Source organism: Kamptonema formosum PCC 6407 (assembly GCF_000332155.1).
GTDB classification, from domain to species: domain Bacteria; phylum Cyanobacteriota; class Cyanobacteriia; order Cyanobacteriales; family Microcoleaceae; genus Kamptonema; species Kamptonema formosum.
In genome coordinates this window covers 2,112,209-2,134,362 of sequence record NZ_KB235903.1, presented here as the reverse complement: position 1 = coordinate 2,134,362, position 22,154 = coordinate 2,112,209, and the positions used below count along the sequence as shown (strand labels likewise).

The window sequence follows — 22,154 nt, the reverse complement described above, 5'->3', positions numbered from 1 at the left end:
ATTTTAGCCCGGTTTCTTGCAGAAATCGGGCTTTTTGTTGTGAGCAATTAGCAATTAGGAATTACCAACATTTCAATGAAAGTTCGATCGCGCCATCAGGACTACAGCAGATCGCGCCTCTGTCTGATAAGCTTTTCCCGTAACAGACGGCGCTACTTCTAGAGGAGAAAAATCATCAGGAGTGGCTAATGCAGTATCGACAATGCGATGCCAAGATTCGTCTCTTCCTAGCGGCGGCAATTCAAATGCTAGGGGTTTCCAGTAGGCATTGAGTATAATATGCAGGTTTTCCCCAGCTTTAGGATGTCGGAGAGTAAAAGCTAAAACGTGAGAGTTAATGCTCCAATCTGGCTTCCCTAACTCCACTCCGTGCCAGATAATGTGAGGTTCTTGACTGCCAAAGGTAACAGTTAATATTCGTTCTTGATGGAAAATCTCTAGGGACTGAGAAAATTGGATGAGTCCTTTAACAAAGCGCACTAAACCTGAGTGTTGTTCTACACCATTCCAGTTAAACCAACTCAATGCGTTGTCTTGACAGTAACTATTATTATTTCCCCCCTGCGATCGCCGCACTTCGTCCCCCATCAGTAGCATCGGTGTACCTTGAGAAGTCAGAATAATTGTGAAGAAATTTTTGATTTGCCGTAAGCGCAAAGCTTCAATGGCAGGGTCGTCTGTTTCTCCTTCTACACCGCAATTCCAGCTAAAATTATCATTAGCTCCATCGCGGCTATCTTCGTTATTTGCTTCGTTATGTTTCTCGTTGTAGCAAACTAGATCGTTGAGGGTAAAACCATCATGGCAGGTGATAAAGTTGATGCTACGATTTGGTTCGCGGTCAACTTGGGGGTAGATATCGGGACTGCCCATAATCCGCGCTGCTAGTCTGACTAGGGTTCCTGGATCTCCTTTGACGAAACGCCGTACTTCGTCTCGGTAAGGGCCATTCCATTCGGCAAAGCGATCGCCAATAAAGGAACCGACTTGATAAAGTCCCGCTGCATCCCAAGCTTCTGCAATTACCTTGGCGTTTACCAAAATTGGGTTAGATTCGATCGCCCACAAAATCGGTGGATCTGTGAGAGGATGACCTGATTGGCTGCGAGAAAGTACGGAGGCTAAATCGAAGCGAAACCCGTCTATGTGCATCTCGGAAACCCAGTATTCCAGGCTATCAATAATCATCCGCCCGACAATATCGTGATTACCTTTCAAGGTGTTACCGCAACCGCTGTAGTTGCTATATTTAGATTGATCCTCCTCCAGAATGTAATAAGCTGCATTCTCTAATCCCTTAAAGGAAAGTGTCGGCCCGTCTTCGCTACCCTCAGCCGTGTGGTTAAATACGACATCGAGGATGACTTCAATTCCAGCTTTGTGTAGGGCCTTAACCATGTCGCGAAATTCGTCTACGGGCCCAATGGGATCGCGGCGGTAACTGTAGGCGCGATGGGGAGCAAAAAATGCGATCGTACTATAACCCCAGTAATTTTTAAGTCCTGGCCGCACGTCTTGTTCATCAAATTCGTGGACAGGTAGCAATTCGACTGCGGTGATCCCCAATTCTTGGAGGTAAGGAATTTTTTCGATTAGACCGGCATAGGTACCGCGTTTTTCTGGGGACACCCCAGAGTTAGGGTTGCGCGTGAAACCGCCGACGTGCAGTTCGTAAATTAAAGTCTGAGAATAGGGGCGGCGTTGGGGGATATCCCCTTCCCAGTCGTAGGTACTCGGATCGACAACTACGCCTCTCAAGGCGGTTGAACAATTGTCTCCGGGAAGACAGGCTGCTGAGCGACTATAATTTTCCCATCCTACTACGGCGAGAGCATAGGGATCGAGCAGCACTTTTTCGCCATCGAAACGCAGTCCTTTTTCTGGGATAAAGGGGCCGTAGGCGCGGTAAGCGTAAATTTGTCCTGCGCCAATATCGGCGATAAAAACGTGCCAGTAGTAGTGAGTTCTATTTTCTTTAGGGTCAAGTTTAATGACGCGATCGGGTTCGGGTGCATCAGGGGAATTAAAAAGCAGCAGTTCTAAAGCTGTAGCGTTTTTGGAGTAAATGCAGAAGTTAACGCCTTCGGAGATGACTGTAGCGCCGAGGGGGAAACTTAAACCAGGTAATATCTCAGAATTCATCGGGTCTATTTCCTTAATCCAGACAGTAAGATAGAAAAATTAATTGATGCGAATTAGGCAAGATTGTTTAGCCAGCAACGCTGTAAGTCTTTCAGGTTCAGCTAAATTATCCTTGCGCTATAGCAGTCTCTTGCAGTTTGACGATTAGACCTCTGGGAAAAAGCACCCGAAAGCCCGATCCTGTTTGGTCGGAAACTTAATTTCTGGAGAGGTCTATCGATCTCATCTGCCAAAAAAGGGATCTCGATCGCGATCGTTGCAGTAGACATAATTGTGCTTGCTGACGAGCTAATTGTTCGCTTGCCTGTAAGTCCGATCGAATTGTACAACGCTCAGCCACCCACTCTACTGCGATCGCCCCAGCTCTACCAGACTTTAGCAATCTCAGTACGCCCCTCCCTATAGCAATTGCAGTTTGTACAATGTTAGTAATATTCGAGCAAACCGCTATTTTGTAGGTACTCATGTCTTTTTTATATAAGTTGCTGACAGTTGTTGGAGGAGTCTGCGCCCTGGGCTATTTTGCTATCTGTACGTTCCTATTCATAAACCAGACTAAGTTTCTATTTTTCCCGATACAGGCGATCGATATTACTCCTGATTTTTTTAACTTGGTCTATGAAGATGTCTGGTTGCCGATAGTTACTAAAACTGGACAGGTGGAACGCATTCACGGTTGGTGGATGCCAAGTGCGAAATCAATTCCAGAGCAACAACAGCAAGTAGTATTATATTTACATGGCAATGGCTCCAATATAGGAGCTAATCTCGAACACGCTAATCGGTTTCACCAGTTGGGTTTGTCAGTATTGTTGATTGATTACCGAGGTTACGGCCGGAGTACGGGCAATTTTCCCAATGAATCACAGGTTTATCAAGATGCTAAAACTGCTTGGGGTTATTTAGTCAAAGAACGGGAGATCCCTCCCAGTCAAATTTTTATTTACGGTCATTCTTTAGGTGGTGCGATCGCCATTGATTTAGCTGTGCATCACCCAGAAGCAGCCGGGTTGATTGTCGAAAGTTCCTTTACTTCAACACGGGAGATGGTGGACTATAAGCGTTCTTTTCGGATGTTCCCTATAGATTTGATACTGACGCAGCGGTTTGACTCGATCGCTAAAGTCTCCAAGCTAAAAATGCCCGTGCTGTTTATTCACGGTACTGCTGATACTGTGGTTCCTGTTGAGATGAGCAAAAAATTGTTTGAGGCAGCTCGCGAACCCAAAGAATTATATATTGTACCTAATGCCGATCACACAAATACGGCTAAAACTGCTGGTGCTGCATATCTTCAAAGAATACGCGAATTTTTACAATAGACATAATAGACATTTCCAGAAATTCAGAATATACTTAGAAATAATCAGATTTACGGGCTAATTACTTAAAAAGTATATGAGGAATTAAATCTTATTGAAACAATACCAAATATATAATCCCTGTTCCTAAAAGCGTGACAGTGAGACTTAAAAGAATAACCCAGCGATCGCCTGGTTCATGGACATCCCGATCGATATCTTGGCGGACAGCGAAATAGTGTTGAGTTGACATCAACACCGTCCCCAAAGCAACCAGAGAAAGAATTATGCTTAACTTCCAGCCAACCCCAATACTGGAAACCAAGGGTGGATGAAAAGCTCGCAGACGGATGATTACGACCGCAAAGGCCATTAGCGCGATCGCAGTCCGCATCCAAGCTAAATAAGTACGCTCGTTTGATAAGTGTTCCCGTACCCGCGACTCATTATGCGGCTTTGGTTCCGCATTCACTTTTCTAGTTTTCAACCGTACCTGTATCACGAAAACTCCTAACTCTCATTAAAAAAGATCGTAAAATTTAATTGTTTTTCCCTAATTATCAATTATAACATTATTAATTATTAATGGCTAATGGCTAATGGCTAATGGCTAATCGAAAATTTCTCCCCTGCTCCTCTGCTCCCCCATCTCCCCTATCTCCCCTATCTCCCCATCTCCGCCTCCCCCTCTTCCTCTTCCCTAGCCCCTAGCCCCTAACCCCTAGCCCCTTTCTTCCTGCTGAAGTTATGCCCTACCCACTCTCAGCTACTAAATTACAAGACTATCACCGCTGTCCGAAATCCTACTATTTCAAGTACGAACGAGGATTGAAAACTAAAGCTTTTTTCGTTTCTCCCGCTTTAGGAAAAGCTTTACACGCAGCCCTCGCTAAAATTTATTGGGATTGGCACTATCTCGATCCGTTACCGAAAATGACTTGGATTAACCAATGTTGGGAAAGCGTGAGTTCTCTTTTGAGCAGCGAATTGCAGGCTTCGGGAGCAGAGATTTTAAACACTTATTACTGCCAATTTATTGCGCCCTTGATATCGTTAAGAAAGCCTTTAGCCGTAGAAGGAAAAATCCAAGCAACTTTGAATTTGTGCAATGTAGATTTTAAGATTACTGGTCGCTACGATCGCCTAGACTGGCTCGAAGATGGATTAGAACTAATCGATTACAAATCCACTAAAACTATGCCAGCCTTTGACCCCGATGAAATCGACTTGCAGATCGGGTTGTACTACTTAGCTTTAGAACAAAAATATCATCAGAGTTTGAAGCAAATGAGTCTACTGTACGTGCAACTAGGAGAAGAAATTGTATTTGAAGCTACTCCCGAACATAAACAGCAGGTAGAAGCAACAATTGGCGAACTTGCAGTGCAGTTGCGGACAGATAGTGAGTGGCAGCCAAATCCCGGAAAACAATGTACAAAATGTACCTATACTCGCTATTGTCCTGCTGTTACTGACCCCCCCGATCCCCTACCAGATCGGGCGAAAGAACAAAGCCATTTGCAACTTTCTCTAGAATTAGATTAAGAATATTAGACTATTGAAGTGAGAAGTTAATACCTAGCCAAATGGCTAAGTATTTATTGGTTATTTGGCTAAATTCACTAAATTAGTGAATTTAGTATAGTATGATTAATTTGATTGTGCTATAGTAAGGTGCCATTTGTTATTTAACTACCATGATCAAAATTCTGGTGATTGAAGACGAATCACTAATCCGGGAAACGCTAGTGGAACTGCTGGAAGCCCACGATTTTCGAGTTAGTGCTGTTGAGAATGGTCGGATGGGGGTAAAAGTGGCGCTTTCTGAGATCCCAGATTTAATTTTGTGTGACGTGCAGATGCCCGATCTAGACGGTTACGAAGTGCTCAAAGCCCTGCGCCAAAACCGACTCACCTCTGCGGTTCCGTTTATTTTTCTCACCGCTCAATCCGCCAAGGCTGAATTTCGTCGGGGAATGGAATTGGGAGCGGATGACTACCTCACTAAGCCATTTACGAAGGAAGAATTGCTCGGCGCGATCGCGTCAATTCTCTCTAAGAGGAAAACCATCACTCAACCTCTCACTCAAGCACTTCATCAAGCGGAAGCAAGGCTGAACGATCTAGTTAATGAGTCGGTAATTACCAATACGATTTCTAATGAGAAATTGGCGCTGGAAATTGAAATCCGCCACGCTTTAGCACAGAATGAATTTGAAGTTTACTATCAGCCACAGGTAGAACTCGCCACTGGCGAAATTATCGGTGCAGAAGCTTTAGTACGGTGGAACCATCCCGAAAAAGGTACGATCTCGCCAGCCGAATTTATTCCCCTAGCAGAAGAGACAGGCTTAATTATCCAGATGGGAGAGTGGGTATTATTTACTGCTTGCACTCAAACGGCCTGGTGGATCGCCTCTGGATTTGCTAACTTCCGAATATCAGTCAATCTATCAGTTCGTCAACTCTCCGATCCCCAGCTTTTGCCCCGAATTATTGAAATATTAAAGGTTACTGGCTTAGAACCCGGCAATTTAGAATTAGAGGTGACGGAAAGCGCAGTAATGGAAAATGTTGCTGTCGCTACTGCTACTTTAAATGAACTTAAATCTCTAGGAATTCGGATCGCAATTGATGATTTTGGAACTGGCTATGCTTCATTAGGTTATCTCAAACAATTTCCTTTTGATTGTTTGAAAATTGATAAATGCTTTGTGAGTAACGTTGCCAGCGATGCTCATAATAAAGCAATTACAACAGCCGTAATTCAACTCGCTCATAATCTAGAGCTAACAGTGATTGCTGAAGGCGTAGAAACTGAGGCAGAATTAGATTTTTTAAGAGACAAACAGTGTGATATCATACAGGGGTATTTGTTTAGCCCAGCTAAACCAGCCGCAGAATTTGAAACCTTTTTAACGGCAGGTAAGCGATTATCATCCCCTTCTTTGATGTCTAAATCTAGTCGAGTTATCAATTTGGTGCCAATCTCAGAGGAAGAAGGATCGGATCAATTTTTTTCTTCAGGTTTAAAATCTTCTAGATTGAGCTACCAAATGTCAGCTTTTTGGGCTAATTGATATACTCCGACGCTAAATTAGGAGTAAGGAATGGCGATCGCAAAGGGTTGGCGCTACTATGGGCAACGCAACTTGGTAAAATGCGAGTATGCAAAAGATATTAGTAGTTGACGACGAACTAGACTGTCAGGCAGTCTTAGCAATTTATCTGGAAAGCCGAGGATATCAGGTTGAATGTGCGAGTTCAGGTCTTGAAGCCCTATCTATTTTTGAAAGCAATCCTCCAGATCTGGTGATTTCAGATGTGATGATGCCACATATGGACGGGTTTGAATTTTGCCGTCGCCTGCGTTCGAGCCGTTTGGGTCAGTTAGTACCATTTATATTTTTATCAGGTCAAGGAGAGTTAGAATCGAAAGTTGAAGGTCATTCTATTGGCGGAGATGACTATCTAGTAAAGCCTTTTCAACCAAAGGAAATACTAGCTAAAGTGAAGGGACAGTTGGAGCGGAGTCACCGTATTCATGCTGAAATTGTCCGCTTGCTCCAAAACTCTGGTGTTGAACAGGTAAAGATTCCACCTCCAACTGTAACACCGGAGTCTCAACCTTTACCCTTAACACCCGCAGAGGAAAGAGTCTTTTGGGAGGTGATTCAAGGTTATACAAATAAGCAAATTAGCGATCGCCTTTTTATAAGTCCCCGCACCGTGCAAGCTCATCTTAGTAGTATCTTCAGCAAGCTACAACTAGAAAATCGCTCTCAGTTAGTTCGCTTTGCCTTAGAAGGAGGATATAAACCTACTGAACCTTCGCCGAAGAAAATTAAAAATTAAAAATGCAAAATTAAAAATGATGAATTTAATTTGTAACTTTTAACTTTTAATTTTCTAGCAGCGTTACGGATGGTTTTGCGTAATTCCTGAATTAACCATTAGCAATTAGCAATTACCAATTATGAACACGGATTTTACCGATTACACGGATTACACGGATTAGTTAGAGTCCTGATTATTTACTCTGTGAAATCAGAGGAATCTGTAAAATCTGTGTATCCCAATTACCAATTAGCCATTACCAATTACCAATTCCTAATTTTACTACATTGAAATTTGAGGAAGGCGCTGATGCCAAGTAGTTGATTGCTCGTAGGCATAAGCTACCTCAAACAGCCGTGATTCTTGCAATACTTTGCCAATCATTTGCATCCCTATTGGCATCCCATTTTCGTCAAAGCCGCAAGGCATACTTAATGCGGGCAAACCAGCCAGATTCACTGGAATAGTCATTAAGTCGGACAAGTACATACTCAAAGGATCGTCAGTTTTCTCACCGGCTTTGAAAGCTGTAGTCGGAGCAGTAGGACATACTAAAATGTCTACTTGAGCAAAGGCTTTATCAAAGTCTTCTTTAATCAAAGTCCGAACTTTTTGAGCCTTGAGATAGTAAGCGTCATAGTAACCAGCCGACAGAGCATAAGTGCCAATCATAATCCGCCGCTTGACTTCTGTTCCGAAACCTTCAGCGCGAGTTTTGGCATACATTTCTAACAAATTATCTGGGTCTGGAGTTCGGAAACCGTACTTTACACCGTCGTATCTAGCTAAATTTGCCGAAGCTTCTGAGGGAGCAATGATGTAGTAGGTAGGCAAACCGTAACGGAATCGGGGACAAGAAATAACTTGTATTTCTGCGCCCAATTCTTGCATTTTCTCGATCGCTTTGGTGACAGCTTTTTCAACTACGGAGTCTAAACCTACGCCAAAGGTTTCTTTAATCACGCCAATTCTAATTTGACCTTTGGGCCGCAAATTCGGTCTCAGGGCCGTCAGGTAGTCGGGGACGGAGACGTTGAGGCTGGTGGAGTCCTTAGAGTCGTAGCCTGCGATCGCACCTAGCATAATCGCTGCATCCTCCACTGTCCGACCAAAAGGCCCAATTTGATCCAGAGAAGAAGCGTAAGCCACTAAACCATAGCGAGAAACTAACCCATAAGTCGGTTTCATCCCCACTACACCACAAAATGAGGCCGGCTGGCGGATAGAACCTCCCGTATCGGAACCCAAGGCTACCACGCATTCGCGGGCCGCCACCGCCGCCGCTGAACCGCCAGAAGAGCCGCCGGGCACTCGTTCCAAATCCCAAGGGTTTGCCGTCAGTTGATACGCTGAGGTTTCTGTGGAACTCCCCATCGCAAACTCGTCCATGTTGGTTTTACCCAAGCAAACTGCACCAGTAGCCTCCAGTTTGGAGACGACTGTAGCATCGTAGGGTGGCACAAAGTCTTTCAATATCCGGGAACCGCAAGTTGTGGGTATCCCTTGGGTACACATATTGTCTTTAACGGCAATGGGAATTCCCGCCAGCAGACCAATGTTTTCTCCTGCGGCGATTTGAGCGTCCACCTTGCGAGCTTGCTCTAAGGCTTTGTCTGCTGTTACGTGCAGGAAGCTTCGCAACTTCGGCTCTAGCTGGTGAACGCGATCTAGTGCTTCTTGAGCGATTTCAACAGCAGAGCGTTCTTTATTAACCAGTTGTTGGTGCAACTCGCGGATGGATGCCATGCTTGTTCCTTATATCTTTTCTAGTCTAGTTAAAGCTCCTTAGCCAATATACCTGGCAATTGTACCCATTGGGGAGCTCTTGAGCAGGGGAGATGGGGAGCGGGGGAGCGGGGGAGATGGGGAGGATGGGGGAGATGGGGGAGATGGGGGGAGATGGGGAGGGTGGGGGAGATGGGGAGGATGGGGGAGATGGGGAGGGTGGGGAATTCGCAACTCAAAAGTCGTTATCTCCCTATCTCTTCCATCCTTTCCTTCTGCCTTGGAAATGCTAAAGTTAAGGAAGTATCCTGAAAGTACACAATAGTTTACAAAGTACAATCGGGGATTGAATCTGCAACTGTTGTAATTTAGCTTGTTGGCTAATGGGGTCGCGATGAATAGTTCAACTGGCAAATTTTGGAAACAACCGACGATTTATATATTGCTTTTGGTGACGGGAGCAGGAGCGGCGCTAATTGGCGATCGCTTAGTATTGTCGAAAATACCTGTTTCTGCTCAGAACCGAATAGAGCAGAAACTTGACCAACCGCAAGTCAAAATTCCTTCTGACAATAGCAATTCTCAGGCTCAGATCGTCTCACAACTTCCCCTGCCGATCGCTCCCGGTGAGGAGAATTTTATTGCGGCGGCGGTGCAGAAAGTCGGGCCGGCGGTGGTTCGGATTGACTCTTCTCGACGGGTAGGATCGGGAGGACTAGGGTTGGATGGACAATCTCCTGAAGATTTTTTTAGGGGAGAACAACCACAAGGTAGAGGACGGGTTGAGCGGGGAACTGGTTCCGGTTTTGTAATCAGTGCTGATGGTCAGGTACTCACTAATGCTCACGTTGTAGATGGGGCAGATACAGTAAGTGTGACACTCAAGGACGGTCGCACCTTTGAGGGGAAAGTTTTGGGGGAAGATCGAGTAACGGATGTGGCAGTGGTGAAGATTGAGGCCGATAAGCTGCCAATTGCGAAGGTAGGAAACTCTGACCAATTGTTACCTGGGGAATGGGCGATCGCGATCGGTAATCCTTTGGGTTTAGATAACTCGGTAACTGCTGGGATCATCAGTGCTACAGGCCGCTCTAGTCGCGATGTGGGTGTCCCAGATAAGCGGATTGGCTTTATTCAAACTGATGCAGCAATTAATCCCGGAAATTCAGGCGGCCCACTATTGAATGCTGCTGGTGAAGTGATTGGTATGAACACGGCAATTATCAGCGGTGCTCAAGGATTGGGATTTGCAATTCCTATTAATGAAGCACAGCAAATTGCTCAACAATTGATTACAACAGGCAAAGTTGAACACGCTTATTTAGGTATTGAGATGGCGACGCTGACACCCGAAATTCAGCAGCTAGTTAACAACGATCCGAATAGCAGAATTCGTGTCAATGTTAGCGAAGGAATTTTAATTAACAGCGTTGTTCCTGCTTCTCCTGCTGCTAGGGCAGGTTTCCGGCCGGGAGATGTCATTCAGAAGATCAATAATCAGCCCATGCTCAAATCGGAATCGGTGCAAAAATTGGTACAGAATACTAAAGTTGGTACTTCTTTACAAGTAGAGGTAAACCGCGATGGTAAGCTGATTAATTTGGAAGTAAAACCAGGAAATCTCCCAGTTCAATCTGCCCGCTAAAGAAGGGACTAGGTGCTAGGGGCTAGGGGCTAGGGAAAGAGAGAGGGAGATGGGGAAGATAGGGGGTAATTAGCAATTAGCAATTAGCAATTAGCAATTAGCAATTAGCAATTAGCAATTACCAACTAACAACTAACAACTAACAACTAACAACTAACAACTAACAACTAACAACTAACAACTAACAACTAACAACTAACAACTAACAACTAACAATTACCAATTCACATGAATTAACAGTAAATCATGGCTGAAATATTACAAATCTCTCAATTAGGTAATCCCGTACTGCGTCGCCAAGCTCAAACTATCGAAAATCTTGAAGATGAGCAGTTGCAAAAACTGATTGACAACTTAATTCATACAGCACAAAATGCTAATGGCGTGGGGATTGCGGCCCCTCAAGTTGCTCAATCTTACCGCTTATTGATCGTCGCCTCACGTCCTAGTACTCGCTATCCACAAGCACCAACAATGGAACCTACAGCGATGATTAATCCCCAAATTATTGCACGCTCAAATGATGTCGTCAAAGACTGGGAGGGTTGCTTGAGCATTCCGGGAATTCGCGGGTTAGTACCGAGATATCAAGCGATTGAGATTGAATATACGGCTCGTGATGGAAAGCTGCATCGACAAGAATTGAGGGATTTTGTAGCCAGAATTTTTCAACATGAATACGACCATTTAGATGGGCTCGTATTTTTAGACAGAGTGGAAAATGCCCAAGAACTAATGGCCGAAGAAGAATATCAAGAGCAAATTGTCAAAAAGCTGTGAAATTTGCTATAGTTGATATTAGTGAAAGTTGTTGAGTTTACCAAGGTAATATAGATGTCTATCAATCTGAGCAAAGGCGAGAGAATCAATCTTTCCAAAGAAGCACCAGGGTTAAAGAATGCTGGTATTGGTTTAGGATGGGATATCAATGCTACCGATACTGGAGCGGCCTTTGATTTGGACGCTTCTGTATTTATGCTGGGTGCAAATGCGAAACTTCCTAGCGAAAAATACTTCGTTTTTTACAATAATAAAGAATCCCCAAATGGTTCAGTACAACATTTGGGAGATAGTAGAACCGGAGAAGGTCAAGGAGATGATGAGACAGTTCTAATTGATTTATCCAAAGTAGATGCTTCTGTGGAAGAAATTGTTTTTGTTGTCACTATCCATGAAGCTGAAACTAGAAGACAAAACTTTGGTCAAGTCAGGAATGCTTTTATCAGGATTTACGACAATACTACCTCCACAGAAGTAACTAAGTACGATCTAGATGAGGATTTTTCCAGAGAAACAGCCATTGAGTTTGGACGGCTATACAAGAAAGATGGCGAATGGAGATTCCAAGCAGTAGGACAAGGTTTTAATGCTGGTTTGCAAAGTTTTGTAGACAAATATGCCTAACACAAACTCTATCAAGCTAAGGTAAATATATCAAGGGGAAATTCAAAATAGGGGTGAATATTCCCCTTGATTTTAGTAATCAGACTGAATGAGGATATAAACAAAATGTCAATTCAATTAAAGAAGGGCGAAAGGTTTAATCTTTCTCAAGAAGCTCCCAATTTAACCAAGGTGGCTATAGCCCTTGGATGGAAAGTAGAGAAGGGCTTAAGTGGCTCGAAAACTAATGATAAATATGACATTGATTCCTCTGTCTTTATGTTAGGAGATGATGGCAAAGTTCCCGACGAAAAATATTTTATATTTTACAACAACCTTCAATCTTTGGATGATTCTTTAAGACACTCTGGAGACAATAGATATGGGCAAACTGAAGGGGATGACGCGACAATTTATGTAAATTTGGCTAAGGTAAATTCGGTGATTGAAGAAATGATTTTTGTTGTCACTATTCACGAAGGACAGGCAAAAAATCAAAACTTCAGTCAAATCAAAATAGCTTTTATTCGATTTTACGATCTAGATACAGGAATTGAGCTAGCACGGTATGATTTACAAGAGGCTTTTTCAGAAGAAACAGCCGTAGAATTTGGACGATTTTATAGAAAGGATGGAACCTGGAGATTTCAGGCCGTAGGACAAGGTTATAAACAGGGATTACAAAGTTTTGTGGATAAATATTACGTAGAGATTAAACAGTCCGAGAAAAAAGTAGAACCTACGTTACCTAAATTACCACATCCTGAACATGGCAACAAAAATCTGAAAGCTATTATGTTAGAGAAAAAGCTTGAGGAGAAAGCGCCGCACATTTTTGACCTTGTTAAGAAAGTAGATATCTCGCTGGCAAAAGCTAATTTAACAAATCATCAGGCTAAAGTAGCGCTTTGTCTTGATATTTCTTCGTCTATGACCTCCCTCTACAATTCTGGAAAAATTCAGCGCTTAGCAGAGAAGATTCTGGCTTTAGGATGTCGATTTGATGACGATGGTTCTATTGATATATTTCTGTTTGGAGCTAATGCCCACAATCCGGGTGAAATGACGGTAGATAATTTTCCCAACTTTATTCACAATATACTACATCAATATCCTTTAGAAGGGTGGACTTATTATGGGAAAGTAATGAAAGAGATCAGAAATTTCTATTTTCCTGATGGTCATGGACAAATCCGCAACTCACCCATTGCCGCAGATCGACCTGTTTATGTTATGTTTGTCACAGATGGAGCTACTGCTGACGAGCAAGATACTAAACAACATTTAAAATGGTCATCTTATGAGCCAATATTTTGGCAGTTTATGGCGATTGGCAAGTCGAGTAAGGATGTAAAAAGTAAGGGAATTGGTGGTTGGTTTTCAAAGGCGATGACAAGCGATTTTAGCTTTTTAGAGCAACTTGATGAAATGAAAAATGGCTACTTAGATAATGCCGATTTTTTTAGTGTAGAAGATCCCGAAGCTATTGCCGATGAAGAATTATATGATTTGCTGACAACTGAATACCCAAATTGGGTAAAATCAGCACGAAGTCAACATCTTTTACCATAACGAGTTAGCCTCCGAAGGTAAATAAAGCTCAGTCTTCATTTACAATTACCAAACTCCAGCATAGATTAACCTTAGAAACAATACAAAACTATGGCTATTAATTTGACGAAAGGGCAAAGCATTATTCTCAGTAAAAGTGAATACGATTTATCCAAGCTGACGATGGGTTTAGGCTGGGATATCGCTAAGTCAAAAGGTGGTCTTTTTGGCGGCGGTGGTAAGGATTTTGACTTGGATTCTTATGCTCTTTTATTGGGAGAAAATGGCAAGTTAAAGAATTATAAGGAAGATGTCATTTATTACGGCCATTTGGAATCTAAAGATAAAACCGTAGTTCATTTAGGCGATAATCGAACGGGTGCAGGTGAAGGAGACGATGAGCAGATAGTTGTGAGGCTCAGTTCTCTATCTGAACAATATCATCAGATAATTTTGGGTGTGAATATCTATCAGGCTAAAGAGCGAAAACAACATTTTGGGATGGTAGAAAATGCCTTTGTCAGGGCGATAGATGCAACGGGGAAAGAAATAGCTCGATATAGTTTGTCGAGCGAGCCTTCTTTCGATGGTAAGATAACTATGTTGATTGGGGAAGTTTACAGAGATGGTGGAGAGTGGAAATTTAAGGCTTTGGGTAATCCTTTAGCTGATGATTTTAATGTTGTTGTTGGTTCGTTTATGCGGTAAAAATCGATCGTAGTAGATTAGTTAATTTCATTGGTAGAGGCGGGTTTATATTCTAATTTTCTCATCTAAAATTTTCGCACACCCGCCCCTACAAGCACGATCTATCGACAATCGATCTAAGAATCTTTAACAGGCCGCATAGTTGGGAACATCACCACATCGCGAATACTTTGAGTATTAGTCAAAAGCATCACTAACCGATCTATACCTATGCCCATCCCCGCACAATTCGGCATCCCTAAAGATAAAGCTTGAATAAAGTCTTCATCCATAGGATGTGCTTCATCATCGCCTGCATCTTTCTGGGCTAGCTGTTCCTCAAACCGCTTTCTTTGTTCCTTGGGATCGTTCAATTCGGAGAAGCCGTTTGAGTATTCTGTACCATTGATAAATAGCTCAAAGCGTTCCACAAATCCCGGTTTGCTACGGTGTCCTTTTGCTAGGGGACTAACTTCTACAGGAAAGTCAATGATGAAAGTAGGCTGAATCAGTTTAGGGACAACTACTTTGTCAAATATGGCGTAGAGTACGTAACCTAAACTTTGTTTTTCGAGTTTAGAAAGGTGTAATTCTAATTTTTGGGCAGATGCGATCGCTTCCTCCAAACTCAAACTTTCAAAATCTAGTTGCGTTTCATCTTTAACCGCTTCCACCATCGTTTTCACTTGCCAATGCTTACCATTAAAACCAGGATATGTATGGGTGTAATCAAATTTTCGTTCTAAACTAATGATTTCTCCCTGATTTTCTATTTCCTTAATATCACCAAAAATAGCATTAGCTGCATAGCACATGACATCTTCTACAACAGTCAAAATGTCGAAGTAATCAGCATAAGATTGGTAAACTTCTAAAGATGTAAACTCAGGATTGTGGGTACTATCAACACCCTCATTTCTAAATACCCGCCCTAGTTCAAAAACGCGATCGAAACCGCCGCAAATTGCCCGCTTTAAAAATAATTCAGGAGCGATTCGCAAATACAAATCTACATCTAAAGCATTATGGTGAGTAATAAAAGGTCGGGCAGCAGCACCGCCGTAAATAGCTTGCAATGTAGGTGTTTCTATCTCATAAAAATCTGCCTTCCACAGATAGGAACGGATACTCTGAAGGATGCGGCTGCGAAGAGCGAAACGATGGAAAGATGCTTGGTTTCCTGCTAAATCCATCTCCCGATGACGACGACAAATTTCTGGGTCATTAACGCCGTAATAAGCATCAGGAAATTGTATCGTAGCTTTTGATAATACCTTTAATTCTCGCACCAAAATAGAAAGTTCTCCGCGTGGAGTGCGGCAGCCAATTCCTTCTACACCGACAAAATCTCCGACATCAAGTAATTTTTGTACTTGTTTAAAGCTCAAACCAGATTCGCCAGTAACGATTTTTTTCTCAATTTTGAGTTGAATCTTGTCTGAAAAATCCTTCAAGTCAATAAAGCAAATGCTACCACTATCGCGCTTGGATGTAATGCGGCCGCAAACTCGGAGAGAAATTTCTTCGGGGTCAGTTTCTCCGTTTTGGAGTTCTTTTCCTGGCTGGCTAAATAATTCATGTACGTCTTTAGCTGTGTGCGATCGCGCGTAAGACTGACTGGGATAAGGCTCTATCCCTTGCGATCGCAACTCATCAATTTTTTGGCTACGGACTTCAGCTTCACTCCGACTCATTACTTCTCACCCTTTCAAGTTGTGGACACAGTATCATATCATAAATATAGAAATTCTGGGGTTCGCAATATTAATAGTTTATTGATTCAGGTTCTTAATTGGTTAATTACTAAAGAGCGATCGCTCTCTGTCCGAGCGCATAAAAAAATAATAAAGATTTGTCAAAACTATTGACGTTTTTACACTTTGCTTATAAGCTTAAAATATTAATTTTAAGGTTTTAAGCTGCTTTCAGCAGATCGTTAAACAAGCATTTCAACTTTACCTATAGATCGCTTAATCCCAAACAGAGGAGGACTGAATAATGGCGGTTTCACTGACAAAAGGACAGCGTGTATCGCTCGATAAAATTTCACCCGGACTCTCAGCAGTATTTGTGGGACTGGGATGGGATATTAAAGCTACAGACACGGGTTTCGACTTCGATCTAGACTCATCATTATTCCTCTTAGGGGCTAATGAAAAATTAATTTCTGACAACCATTTCATTTTTTATAATAACCTCACCAGTCCCGATCCTGACAAATCAATTCAGCACATGGGGGATAACCTCACGGGTGCAGGTGAGGGTGATGATGAAGTCATCAAAATCAATCTGAAAAAAGTGCCTGCGGATATCCAAAAAATAGTTATAGCTGTAACTATACATGAAGCCCAACAACGCCGTCAAAATTTTGGTCAAGTACAAAATGCCTTCGTTCGCCTCGTCAATATGGAAACACAACAAGAAGCAGTTCGCTACGATCTTGTAGAAGATTATTCCATAGAAACAGCCCTGATTATGGCTGAACTTTATCGTAAAGATGGTGAGTGGCGACTTAACGCAGTGGGAGCAGGTTATCAAGGTGGCTTACAAGCACTACTCGACCGCTATAGCTAGGAGATAAAATCAATGGCAATTCAACTACAAAAAGGACAGAGAATCTCGCTTTCTAAAGAAGCACCAGGACTCACAAAACTGATGTGTGGATTGGGGTGGGATGTTGTCAAACGTTCAGGGAGTGGTTTATTTGGAGCCTTCAGCAATACTCATGATTGTGACCTAGATGCTTCCGTGATTTGTTTAGACCAAGATGGCAAAGTAAAGGATATTGCGAATATTGTTTACTTTGGTAATCTATCACACCGTTCAGGAGCAATTACGCATCTCGGCGATAATCTCACGGGTGCGGGAGATGGAGATGACGAGCAAATTTTGGTAGATTTATCTCGAATGCCATTAGAGATTGTGAAACTGGTTTTTACAGTTAACATTTACGATTGTATTGTTCGCAAACAAGACTTTGGGTTAGTTGAAAATGCGTTTGTACGCCTGGTTAATACATCCAATAATAAAGAACTCGCCAGATATAACCTATCGGGTTCTGAATACAAAGGTATGACTGGGATGATTATGGCTGAAATCTACAGACATAATAATGAGTGGAAAATGGCCGCAATTGGTGACGGTGTTAAGGTTAATGGGTTAGGGGAACTTATTACCAAATATTCTTAAGCACTCCCTCAATACCTAAATTTAAAAACACTTACGCTGTAAATGTCTCTGTACGATCGCCTAGACTTAACCAAACACAATCGTAAGCTCAAACTCCCTCTTTCGCAACGGCTAAACCTGACTAGACCCCCTAAACCTCGCTGTCAGGGATGTCGTTCCCGCATTCAACCTCAGTGGGATTTTTGCCCTGCTTGTGGCAAATTTCTAATAGATAAGAATAGCGATTTCCGTCGTTGCATTTGGGTAGACGTGTCCGAAATGGCTGTCACATCAGAAAATAGAGAAGCGATGTTTTCTCTAATTATAGATGCTTTCTCCAAACTCTACAGTGCATTTAGAAGCGTTAAGGTATTTTTAACATCAGATATCCCCGATCCCAAAGAATGGGGTGAAAACTTTACTCATGTCTATATATTCGCTGACAACCAACCCGTTGACTATCTTGGTGTTGCTAGTTTCCAATCAGGCGTAGTTACAAACCGTGCTATTATCCGCATCGATCGAGTATTCTATGCTTCTTACAATGCTAGCCTGAGTGTTAATCAAATGTCTAACTTAATTGCTAATACCATCGCCCATGAAATTGGTCATACACTAGGTCTAGATCATTCTTCACTTCCGACTGATGTAATGCACGATGGACTGGATCATACAATTCATAGCTTAATGCCACCATCATTTCATGCAGAGCAAATAAACTTGATGAATAATGCTATCCGTAGATATAATAACTCTAATAACTCTAAGTGATTGGTAAGTTTTATTTATTTTACTAACTCCAAATGATATCGATAAAGAGCTACGGGGCGACCAATTGCTGCAAAATAATCTGGGTCTTGGGGCGATAAATAGATCGCAGTCACTTGATCTGCTAAAATTTTATTATCCGACTCTAAAAACTGATAAGCAGTGGTTGTTTCTACCTCATTCAAATAAATCTGAGACTCCCCTTGAAATATCTGCTGAGAAATTTCCGTACCTATAAACTCGTTTTTGTTAGGGATTTCAATACCGCGATTGGTGACAATAGAAATTAATTGTTTGTCATCTCTCAACAAGGTAATTTGACGGTTAGGATTATGGGGATCTACTTTCACGGAAAGCACCCCATTATCACCTAAATAAGCTCTACCAATATTCAACCCATTAAAAGCTCTATCTGCTACAATTCCATTTTTGGTTTTATCTCCTCTCGTTAATAAGTTAGACTTAGATGCAGGTAAATTTTCAACTAAACTCATCGTATTTAACTGAGCATTTGCAGCCTGAAATCGAACTTTAAATCTAACTGGCTGATTCAAATACTGGCGATTGCTATCAAATCCAGGTGTTACGATATCCGGCGCTAAAGGTGCTGCTAAATCCACCAGCGTACTCTCTACAGTCCAGTTACCAGCCATCCATTCTGGATAAATCAAATCCCCCTTAGCTGAGGCAACAAGTGGCTTGCTTTCCCAATGCGGAAAACTGGCTAATCTATCTGCTAAAATACCAGCTTGAGCCTCAGCACTTGAAAGCAATGTAACTAGAAAGAAACTAAAGAATGCAATTACTTTCAACAAAATAAGCTAAATCTCCTGTACTGGTACTGGTTCCCAAACCTCCCCATATTTCTCCTTTAATTCGTGCCAAAATTCAACTTGTCCCGGTTCATATTCCCCTGGTTTTCCCCACTGCAAAAATGCACTCAAAGCAGGTTCTTCTTTTTCATCTAAAAAGCGCACTGCATAAGTAGTAAAATTGCCCCGTTTTGCCTCACCAGTTTCAAATTTTACCCGCGTAATTTTGTCCATATTCAGGTGAAATTCAAAGCCTTCTGTGTGCATATTTGCATATTTACCTTTGGGTAACTCTGCGTAGAAAAGCTTTTGAATCTTACCCCGCGCTTCCAGTACAGCCGCACTACTTGTAACAATTAAACGCAGTGTGCCGAGGTTTTCACATTCTTCCAGAAATTCTTTAAGATTAGGCATGATTTTGTGAGTTGTTAAGTAACTAAACTAAAAAAACTAAAAATTAAAGGTGTTGATTTCTTACAGGAAACACAACATACCAATTTTTGTCAAATACAGGCTCAGGTTCTGGGCAATTTAGATTTATAGCTCGCCATGTAGCAATAGAGGCTGCCGTTCTTACAGCATCTTCTGTAGTATCAGTTTCAAGTCCAATAACTTTAATAATTTTAACGTCGGATTTGTTTATTTCATCTAATTGCTTGATATGTTTTAAAGTGTAGTTTGCACCTTCAATTGCTGCATTAATCCAGTCTTTATGTGTTTCTGCATTAACCTCACATTCATTCCTATTGATCTGATGACCTATGGCATCTATTACCAATTCTTTTTCAGAAAAAAGCATAGCTTCTACTACAACACGAGCGAAATAACCAATGCCATTTTTTACGCTTGACAATTTATAGTCACCAATCATTTTTTTACCTCCTGCACTAAAAATTAGTGTAAAACAACGGAAATACATCTTTCTCAAAATAATGCTCTGCACCTGAGTTTGTCATCCTTATAACATAGCGCTACTACAAAGATTATTTTTCGTGCTGTTCGTAAGCAGCAACAATCCGCTGCACTAAAGGATGTCGCACAACATCCGCCTGAGAAAATTCGCAGAAAGCAATACCTTCAACGTGACGCAGAATATGATGGGCAACTGATAATCCCGACTGTTGATTATAGGGCAAATCAGTCTGAGTTAGATCGCCAGTAACTACCATTCGGGAACGAAAACCCAAACGAGTTAATACCATTTTCATCTGCGCGGGAGTAGTATTTTGGGCTTCATCTAAAATCACAAACGCATTGCTAAGAGTGCGACCGCGCATATACGCTAAAGGAGCTACTTCTATAGTTCCCTTTTCCATTAAATCAGACATTTTTTCTGGTTCAATCATTTCGTATAAAGCGTCATACAGCGGTCGCAAATAAGGATTAACTTTCTGCTGCAAATCACCAGGCAAAAATCCTAATTTTTCGCCGGCTTCCACTGCTGGGCGTGTTAAAATCAGCCGTTCGTACTGCTTAGAAAGGAGTGCTTGCACTGCCAGAATTGCTGCTAAATAGGTCTTGCCAGTACCCGCCGGGCCGATGCAAAATGTGAGGTCGTGGGTGCGTAAAGCTTGGACGTATTGCCGCTGTCGAAAGGTTTTGGCTCTAATTTCTTCGCCTCGTCGGGTTTTGGCGAATACGTCGCGCTGCAAGTCTTGTAAATCCTCTTGGCGGTTGGTGTCTAAGGCGTGGCGTGCGGTGAGGATATCTACTCCAGAAATGCTTTTACCAGTTTTCCAATATTGGGTAAGCGATCGCACTAATTTCTCGCACAATTTTACTTGATTTTCTGTCCCAGAAAGCACTAGCTCTTGCCCTCGCAAGACTACATTAGCCCCGGTTTGTTTGGTCAAGACTTTGAGATTTTCTTCTTGATAACCCGCGATCGCGATCGCGCTCTCAACACTCGGTAATTCAATGGTTAATATTTCTGTCATGCTAACATAAGCTCCCTCCAATTAAAACTATCAATTGCCAAGGCGGTTAGGACATTCTGAATTCCTAAAACCCTGATTCTAAACCCTTCTTCCTCTTCTCTCTTCCCTCTTCCCTCTTCCCTAGCCCCTAGCCCCTAGCCCCTAGCCCCTCTTAAATAAAAAAGCTAGGGGCTTTAGCGTAAGCCCTAGCATCCAAGGGGGCAACGCGGCCTTCCTCAACAGACATATAAATGATGTAGAGACTGCCGATCGCCCTAAAATTGCTAACCGAAGTCTGGATTGCTTCTGTTAGGTTTAATTGGGGGCAGACTTGAACGGCGGGACGGTTCTCTCGATGGTCTGCCGCCGATATCTCTACTTCGGGGTCTGCTGTCGCGACTGTCGCGATCGCCCCTAGCACTTCCATAGCGCGAATCGCTCTTAGGATTGGAGTAGCGAGGATCGCCCTCTTGAGCGTCGTATATATCTAAATACACGAATTCGCTTGCTGTTTTTGCCACCGCTTCCAGTACAGTCCGAATTGCCTGAATGTTGCGTCCACCCCTGCCGTACACGCGCCCCTTATCTGGCTCGTCAAAAGCCAGCCGAATCCACGTCCGCGATTGGCGTGGGTGTAGTTCGCAATCAACTCGCAAAGACCCAGGTGATTCTAAAAAAGGCTCGATTAAAAAGCGCACCAGCCCCACATAATCAGGACTAGCTGGCGATCGCTGGATTACTGGACTCAAGGTTAGCTCCTGCTCCGACTTGTTCAAAAACATTAGCTTTTCTCAGTAGGTCGCGCACAGTGTCAGTCGGCTGAGCACCTTCTTGGAGACGCTTGACAATTCCTGGGATATTCAGCCTTGTTTCGTCTGTTCTGGGGTTATAGAAACCTAGTTCTTCAAGAGGGCGGCCGTCCCGACGGGAGGTACTATTCATCGCTACAATCCGGTAGCTTGCCTCCCGTTTTTTACCGTATCGTTTTAATCTCAGTTTGATCATGTTCGTGCAAAATAATCCTTGATCGATTGTAAGCTATTTCAGGAAGAAGGAATAGGGGAGATGGGGAGCGGGGGAGCGGGGAGGATGGGGAAGATGGGGAGGATGGGGAGATGGGGGAGATGGGGGAGATGGGGGAGATGGGGAGATGAAACAGGAAAGATAAAGATTTCCCCTCTGCCCCCCTGCCCTCTGCTCCTCTGCTCCTCTGCCCTCT

25 protein-coding genes are annotated in these 22,154 nt (G+C 42.7%); 13 read left to right on the top strand and 12 right to left on the bottom strand.

What is annotated here, in order from left to right; genetic code table 11:
* Nucleotides 1-72 precede the first annotated feature (72 nt).
* Nucleotides 73-2,142: a glycogen debranching protein GlgX gene (gene glgX / locus OSCIL6407_RS0114440; RefSeq protein ID WP_007357165.1), complete on the bottom strand. Its 2,070-nt coding sequence runs from the start codon at nucleotides 2,140-2,142 to the stop codon at nucleotides 73-75.
* A gap of 196 nt (nucleotides 2,143-2,338) precedes the next feature.
* Nucleotides 2,339-2,608, bottom strand: coding sequence for a hypothetical protein (locus OSCIL6407_RS0114435; RefSeq protein ID WP_007357164.1), 270 nt, complete (start codon nucleotides 2,606-2,608; stop codon nucleotides 2,339-2,341).
* Between OSCIL6407_RS0114435 and OSCIL6407_RS0114430 the strand changes: the two genes are divergently transcribed.
* Nucleotides 2,607-3,464, top strand: a complete 858-nt coding sequence (locus OSCIL6407_RS0114430) for an alpha/beta hydrolase (RefSeq protein ID WP_007357163.1) — start codon at nucleotides 2,607-2,609, stop codon at nucleotides 3,462-3,464. The genes OSCIL6407_RS0114435 and OSCIL6407_RS0114430 overlap by 2 nt on opposite strands.
* 91 nt (nucleotides 3,465-3,555) lie before the next feature.
* Here the strand turns inward: OSCIL6407_RS0114430 and OSCIL6407_RS0114425 are convergent, their stop codons facing one another.
* Nucleotides 3,556-3,915: a YidH family protein gene (locus OSCIL6407_RS0114425; protein ID WP_019487369.1), complete on the bottom strand. Its 360-nt coding sequence runs from the start codon at nucleotides 3,913-3,915 to the stop codon at nucleotides 3,556-3,558.
* Between the two features lie 275 nt (nucleotides 3,916-4,190).
* Between OSCIL6407_RS0114425 and OSCIL6407_RS0114420 the strand changes: the two genes are divergently transcribed.
* From OSCIL6407_RS0114420 to OSCIL6407_RS0114410, 3 genes are all read left to right on the top strand, one after another.
* A complete protein-coding gene (locus OSCIL6407_RS0114420) occupies nucleotides 4,191-4,988 on the top strand; it encodes a RecB family exonuclease (protein WP_007357161.1) in 798 nt (265 codons plus the stop codon).
* 152 nt (nucleotides 4,989-5,140) lie between these two features.
* On the top strand, nucleotides 5,141-6,523 hold the full coding sequence (locus OSCIL6407_RS0114415; protein ID WP_007357160.1) for an EAL domain-containing response regulator: 1,383 nt from the start codon (nucleotides 5,141-5,143) through the stop codon (nucleotides 6,521-6,523).
* 88 nt (nucleotides 6,524-6,611) lie between these two features.
* The gene (locus OSCIL6407_RS0114410; RefSeq protein ID WP_007357159.1) at nucleotides 6,612-7,298 is read left to right on the top strand and encodes a response regulator transcription factor; all 687 of its coding nucleotides are present in this window, start codon (nucleotides 6,612-6,614) and stop codon (nucleotides 7,296-7,298) included.
* Between the two features lie 264 nt (nucleotides 7,299-7,562).
* Here OSCIL6407_RS0114410 and gatA read toward each other — a convergent pair whose 3' ends face one another.
* Entirely contained in the window at nucleotides 7,563-9,026 is a 1,464-nt protein-coding gene (gene gatA, locus OSCIL6407_RS0114405) for an Asp-tRNA(Asn)/Glu-tRNA(Gln) amidotransferase subunit GatA (RefSeq protein WP_007357158.1), read from the bottom strand.
* A gap of 79 nt (nucleotides 9,027-9,105) precedes the next feature.
* Here gatA and OSCIL6407_RS34295 point away from each other — a divergent pair, with 79 nt between their 5' ends.
* From OSCIL6407_RS34295 to OSCIL6407_RS0114375, 6 genes are all read left to right on the top strand, one after another.
* Entirely contained in the window at nucleotides 9,106-9,330 is a 225-nt protein-coding gene (locus OSCIL6407_RS34295; RefSeq protein WP_155523399.1) for a hypothetical protein, read from the top strand.
* Between the two features lie 69 nt (nucleotides 9,331-9,399).
* Nucleotides 9,400-10,650, top strand: coding sequence for an HhoA/HhoB/HtrA family serine endopeptidase (locus OSCIL6407_RS0114395; RefSeq protein ID WP_007356141.1), 1,251 nt, complete (start codon nucleotides 9,400-9,402; stop codon nucleotides 10,648-10,650).
* Nucleotides 10,651-10,896: 246 nt separating this feature from the next.
* Nucleotides 10,897-11,430 (top strand): peptide deformylase, encoded by a 534-nt coding sequence (gene def / locus OSCIL6407_RS0114390; RefSeq protein WP_007355246.1) that lies wholly within the window; start codon nucleotides 10,897-10,899, stop codon nucleotides 11,428-11,430.
* Nucleotides 11,431-11,484: 54 nt separating this feature from the next.
* Nucleotides 11,485-12,054, top strand: coding sequence for a TerD family protein (locus tag OSCIL6407_RS0114385; protein WP_007355245.1), 570 nt, complete (start codon nucleotides 11,485-11,487; stop codon nucleotides 12,052-12,054).
* A 105-nt stretch (nucleotides 12,055-12,159) separates the two neighbouring features.
* A complete protein-coding gene (locus OSCIL6407_RS0114380) occupies nucleotides 12,160-13,605 on the top strand; it encodes a TerD family protein (protein WP_007355244.1) in 1,446 nt (481 codons plus the stop codon).
* Nucleotides 13,606-13,695: 90 nt separating this feature from the next.
* Nucleotides 13,696-14,292, top strand: coding sequence for a TerD family protein (locus OSCIL6407_RS0114375; protein WP_007355243.1), 597 nt, complete (start codon nucleotides 13,696-13,698; stop codon nucleotides 14,290-14,292).
* Between the two features lie 116 nt (nucleotides 14,293-14,408).
* Here OSCIL6407_RS0114375 and lysS read toward each other — a convergent pair whose 3' ends face one another.
* A complete protein-coding gene (gene lysS, locus OSCIL6407_RS0114370) occupies nucleotides 14,409-15,965 on the bottom strand; it encodes a lysine--tRNA ligase (RefSeq protein ID WP_007355242.1) in 1,557 nt (518 codons plus the stop codon).
* A 304-nt stretch (nucleotides 15,966-16,269) separates the two neighbouring features.
* On the opposite strand from lysS, the gene OSCIL6407_RS0114365 reads away from it, so the two are divergent.
* The 3 genes from OSCIL6407_RS0114365 (at nucleotide 16,270) to OSCIL6407_RS0114355 (ending at nucleotide 18,210) form a co-directional block, all read left to right on the top strand.
* Nucleotides 16,270-16,845, top strand: a complete 576-nt coding sequence (locus tag OSCIL6407_RS0114365) for a TerD family protein (protein WP_007355240.1) — start codon at nucleotides 16,270-16,272, stop codon at nucleotides 16,843-16,845.
* 12 nt (nucleotides 16,846-16,857) lie between these two features.
* Complete coding sequence (locus OSCIL6407_RS0114360) at nucleotides 16,858-17,460, top strand: TerD family protein (protein WP_007355239.1); 603 nt, start codon at nucleotides 16,858-16,860, stop codon at nucleotides 17,458-17,460.
* A gap of 258 nt (nucleotides 17,461-17,718) precedes the next feature.
* A complete protein-coding gene (locus tag OSCIL6407_RS0114355) occupies nucleotides 17,719-18,210 on the top strand; it encodes a zinc-dependent metalloprotease family protein (protein WP_019487367.1) in 492 nt (163 codons plus the stop codon).
* A 14-nt stretch (nucleotides 18,211-18,224) separates the two neighbouring features.
* On the opposite strand, the gene OSCIL6407_RS0114350 is transcribed toward OSCIL6407_RS0114355, so the two are convergent.
* The 7 genes from OSCIL6407_RS0114350 to OSCIL6407_RS37095 all read right to left on the bottom strand — a co-directional run.
* Entirely contained in the window at nucleotides 18,225-18,980 is a 756-nt protein-coding gene (locus tag OSCIL6407_RS0114350; RefSeq protein ID WP_007355237.1) for a DUF6816 family protein, read from the bottom strand.
* Nucleotides 18,981-19,028: 48 nt separating this feature from the next.
* Nucleotides 19,029-19,433, bottom strand: a complete 405-nt coding sequence (locus tag OSCIL6407_RS0114345; protein WP_007355236.1) for a ChuX/HutX family heme-like substrate-binding protein — start codon at nucleotides 19,431-19,433, stop codon at nucleotides 19,029-19,031.
* Between the two features lie 43 nt (nucleotides 19,434-19,476).
* Entirely contained in the window at nucleotides 19,477-19,890 is a 414-nt protein-coding gene (locus tag OSCIL6407_RS0114340) for a hypothetical protein (protein WP_007355235.1), read from the bottom strand.
* Nucleotides 19,891-20,002: 112 nt separating this feature from the next.
* Nucleotides 20,003-20,956, bottom strand: a complete 954-nt coding sequence (locus OSCIL6407_RS0114335) for a PhoH family protein (protein ID WP_007355234.1) — start codon at nucleotides 20,954-20,956, stop codon at nucleotides 20,003-20,005.
* Nucleotides 20,957-21,219: 263 nt separating this feature from the next.
* A complete protein-coding gene (locus OSCIL6407_RS0114330) occupies nucleotides 21,220-21,684 on the bottom strand; it encodes a KH domain-containing protein (RefSeq protein ID WP_007355232.1) in 465 nt (154 codons plus the stop codon).
* Complete coding sequence (gene rpsP, locus OSCIL6407_RS0114325; protein ID WP_007355231.1) at nucleotides 21,653-21,940, bottom strand: 30S ribosomal protein S16; 288 nt, start codon at nucleotides 21,938-21,940, stop codon at nucleotides 21,653-21,655. The genes OSCIL6407_RS0114330 and rpsP overlap by 32 nt, the downstream gene beginning before the upstream one ends.
* 33 nt (nucleotides 21,941-21,973) lie before the next feature.
* Nucleotides 21,974-22,154 (bottom strand): hypothetical protein (locus tag OSCIL6407_RS37095; protein ID WP_234709947.1); only part of this gene is annotated, 181 nt, incomplete at its 5' end.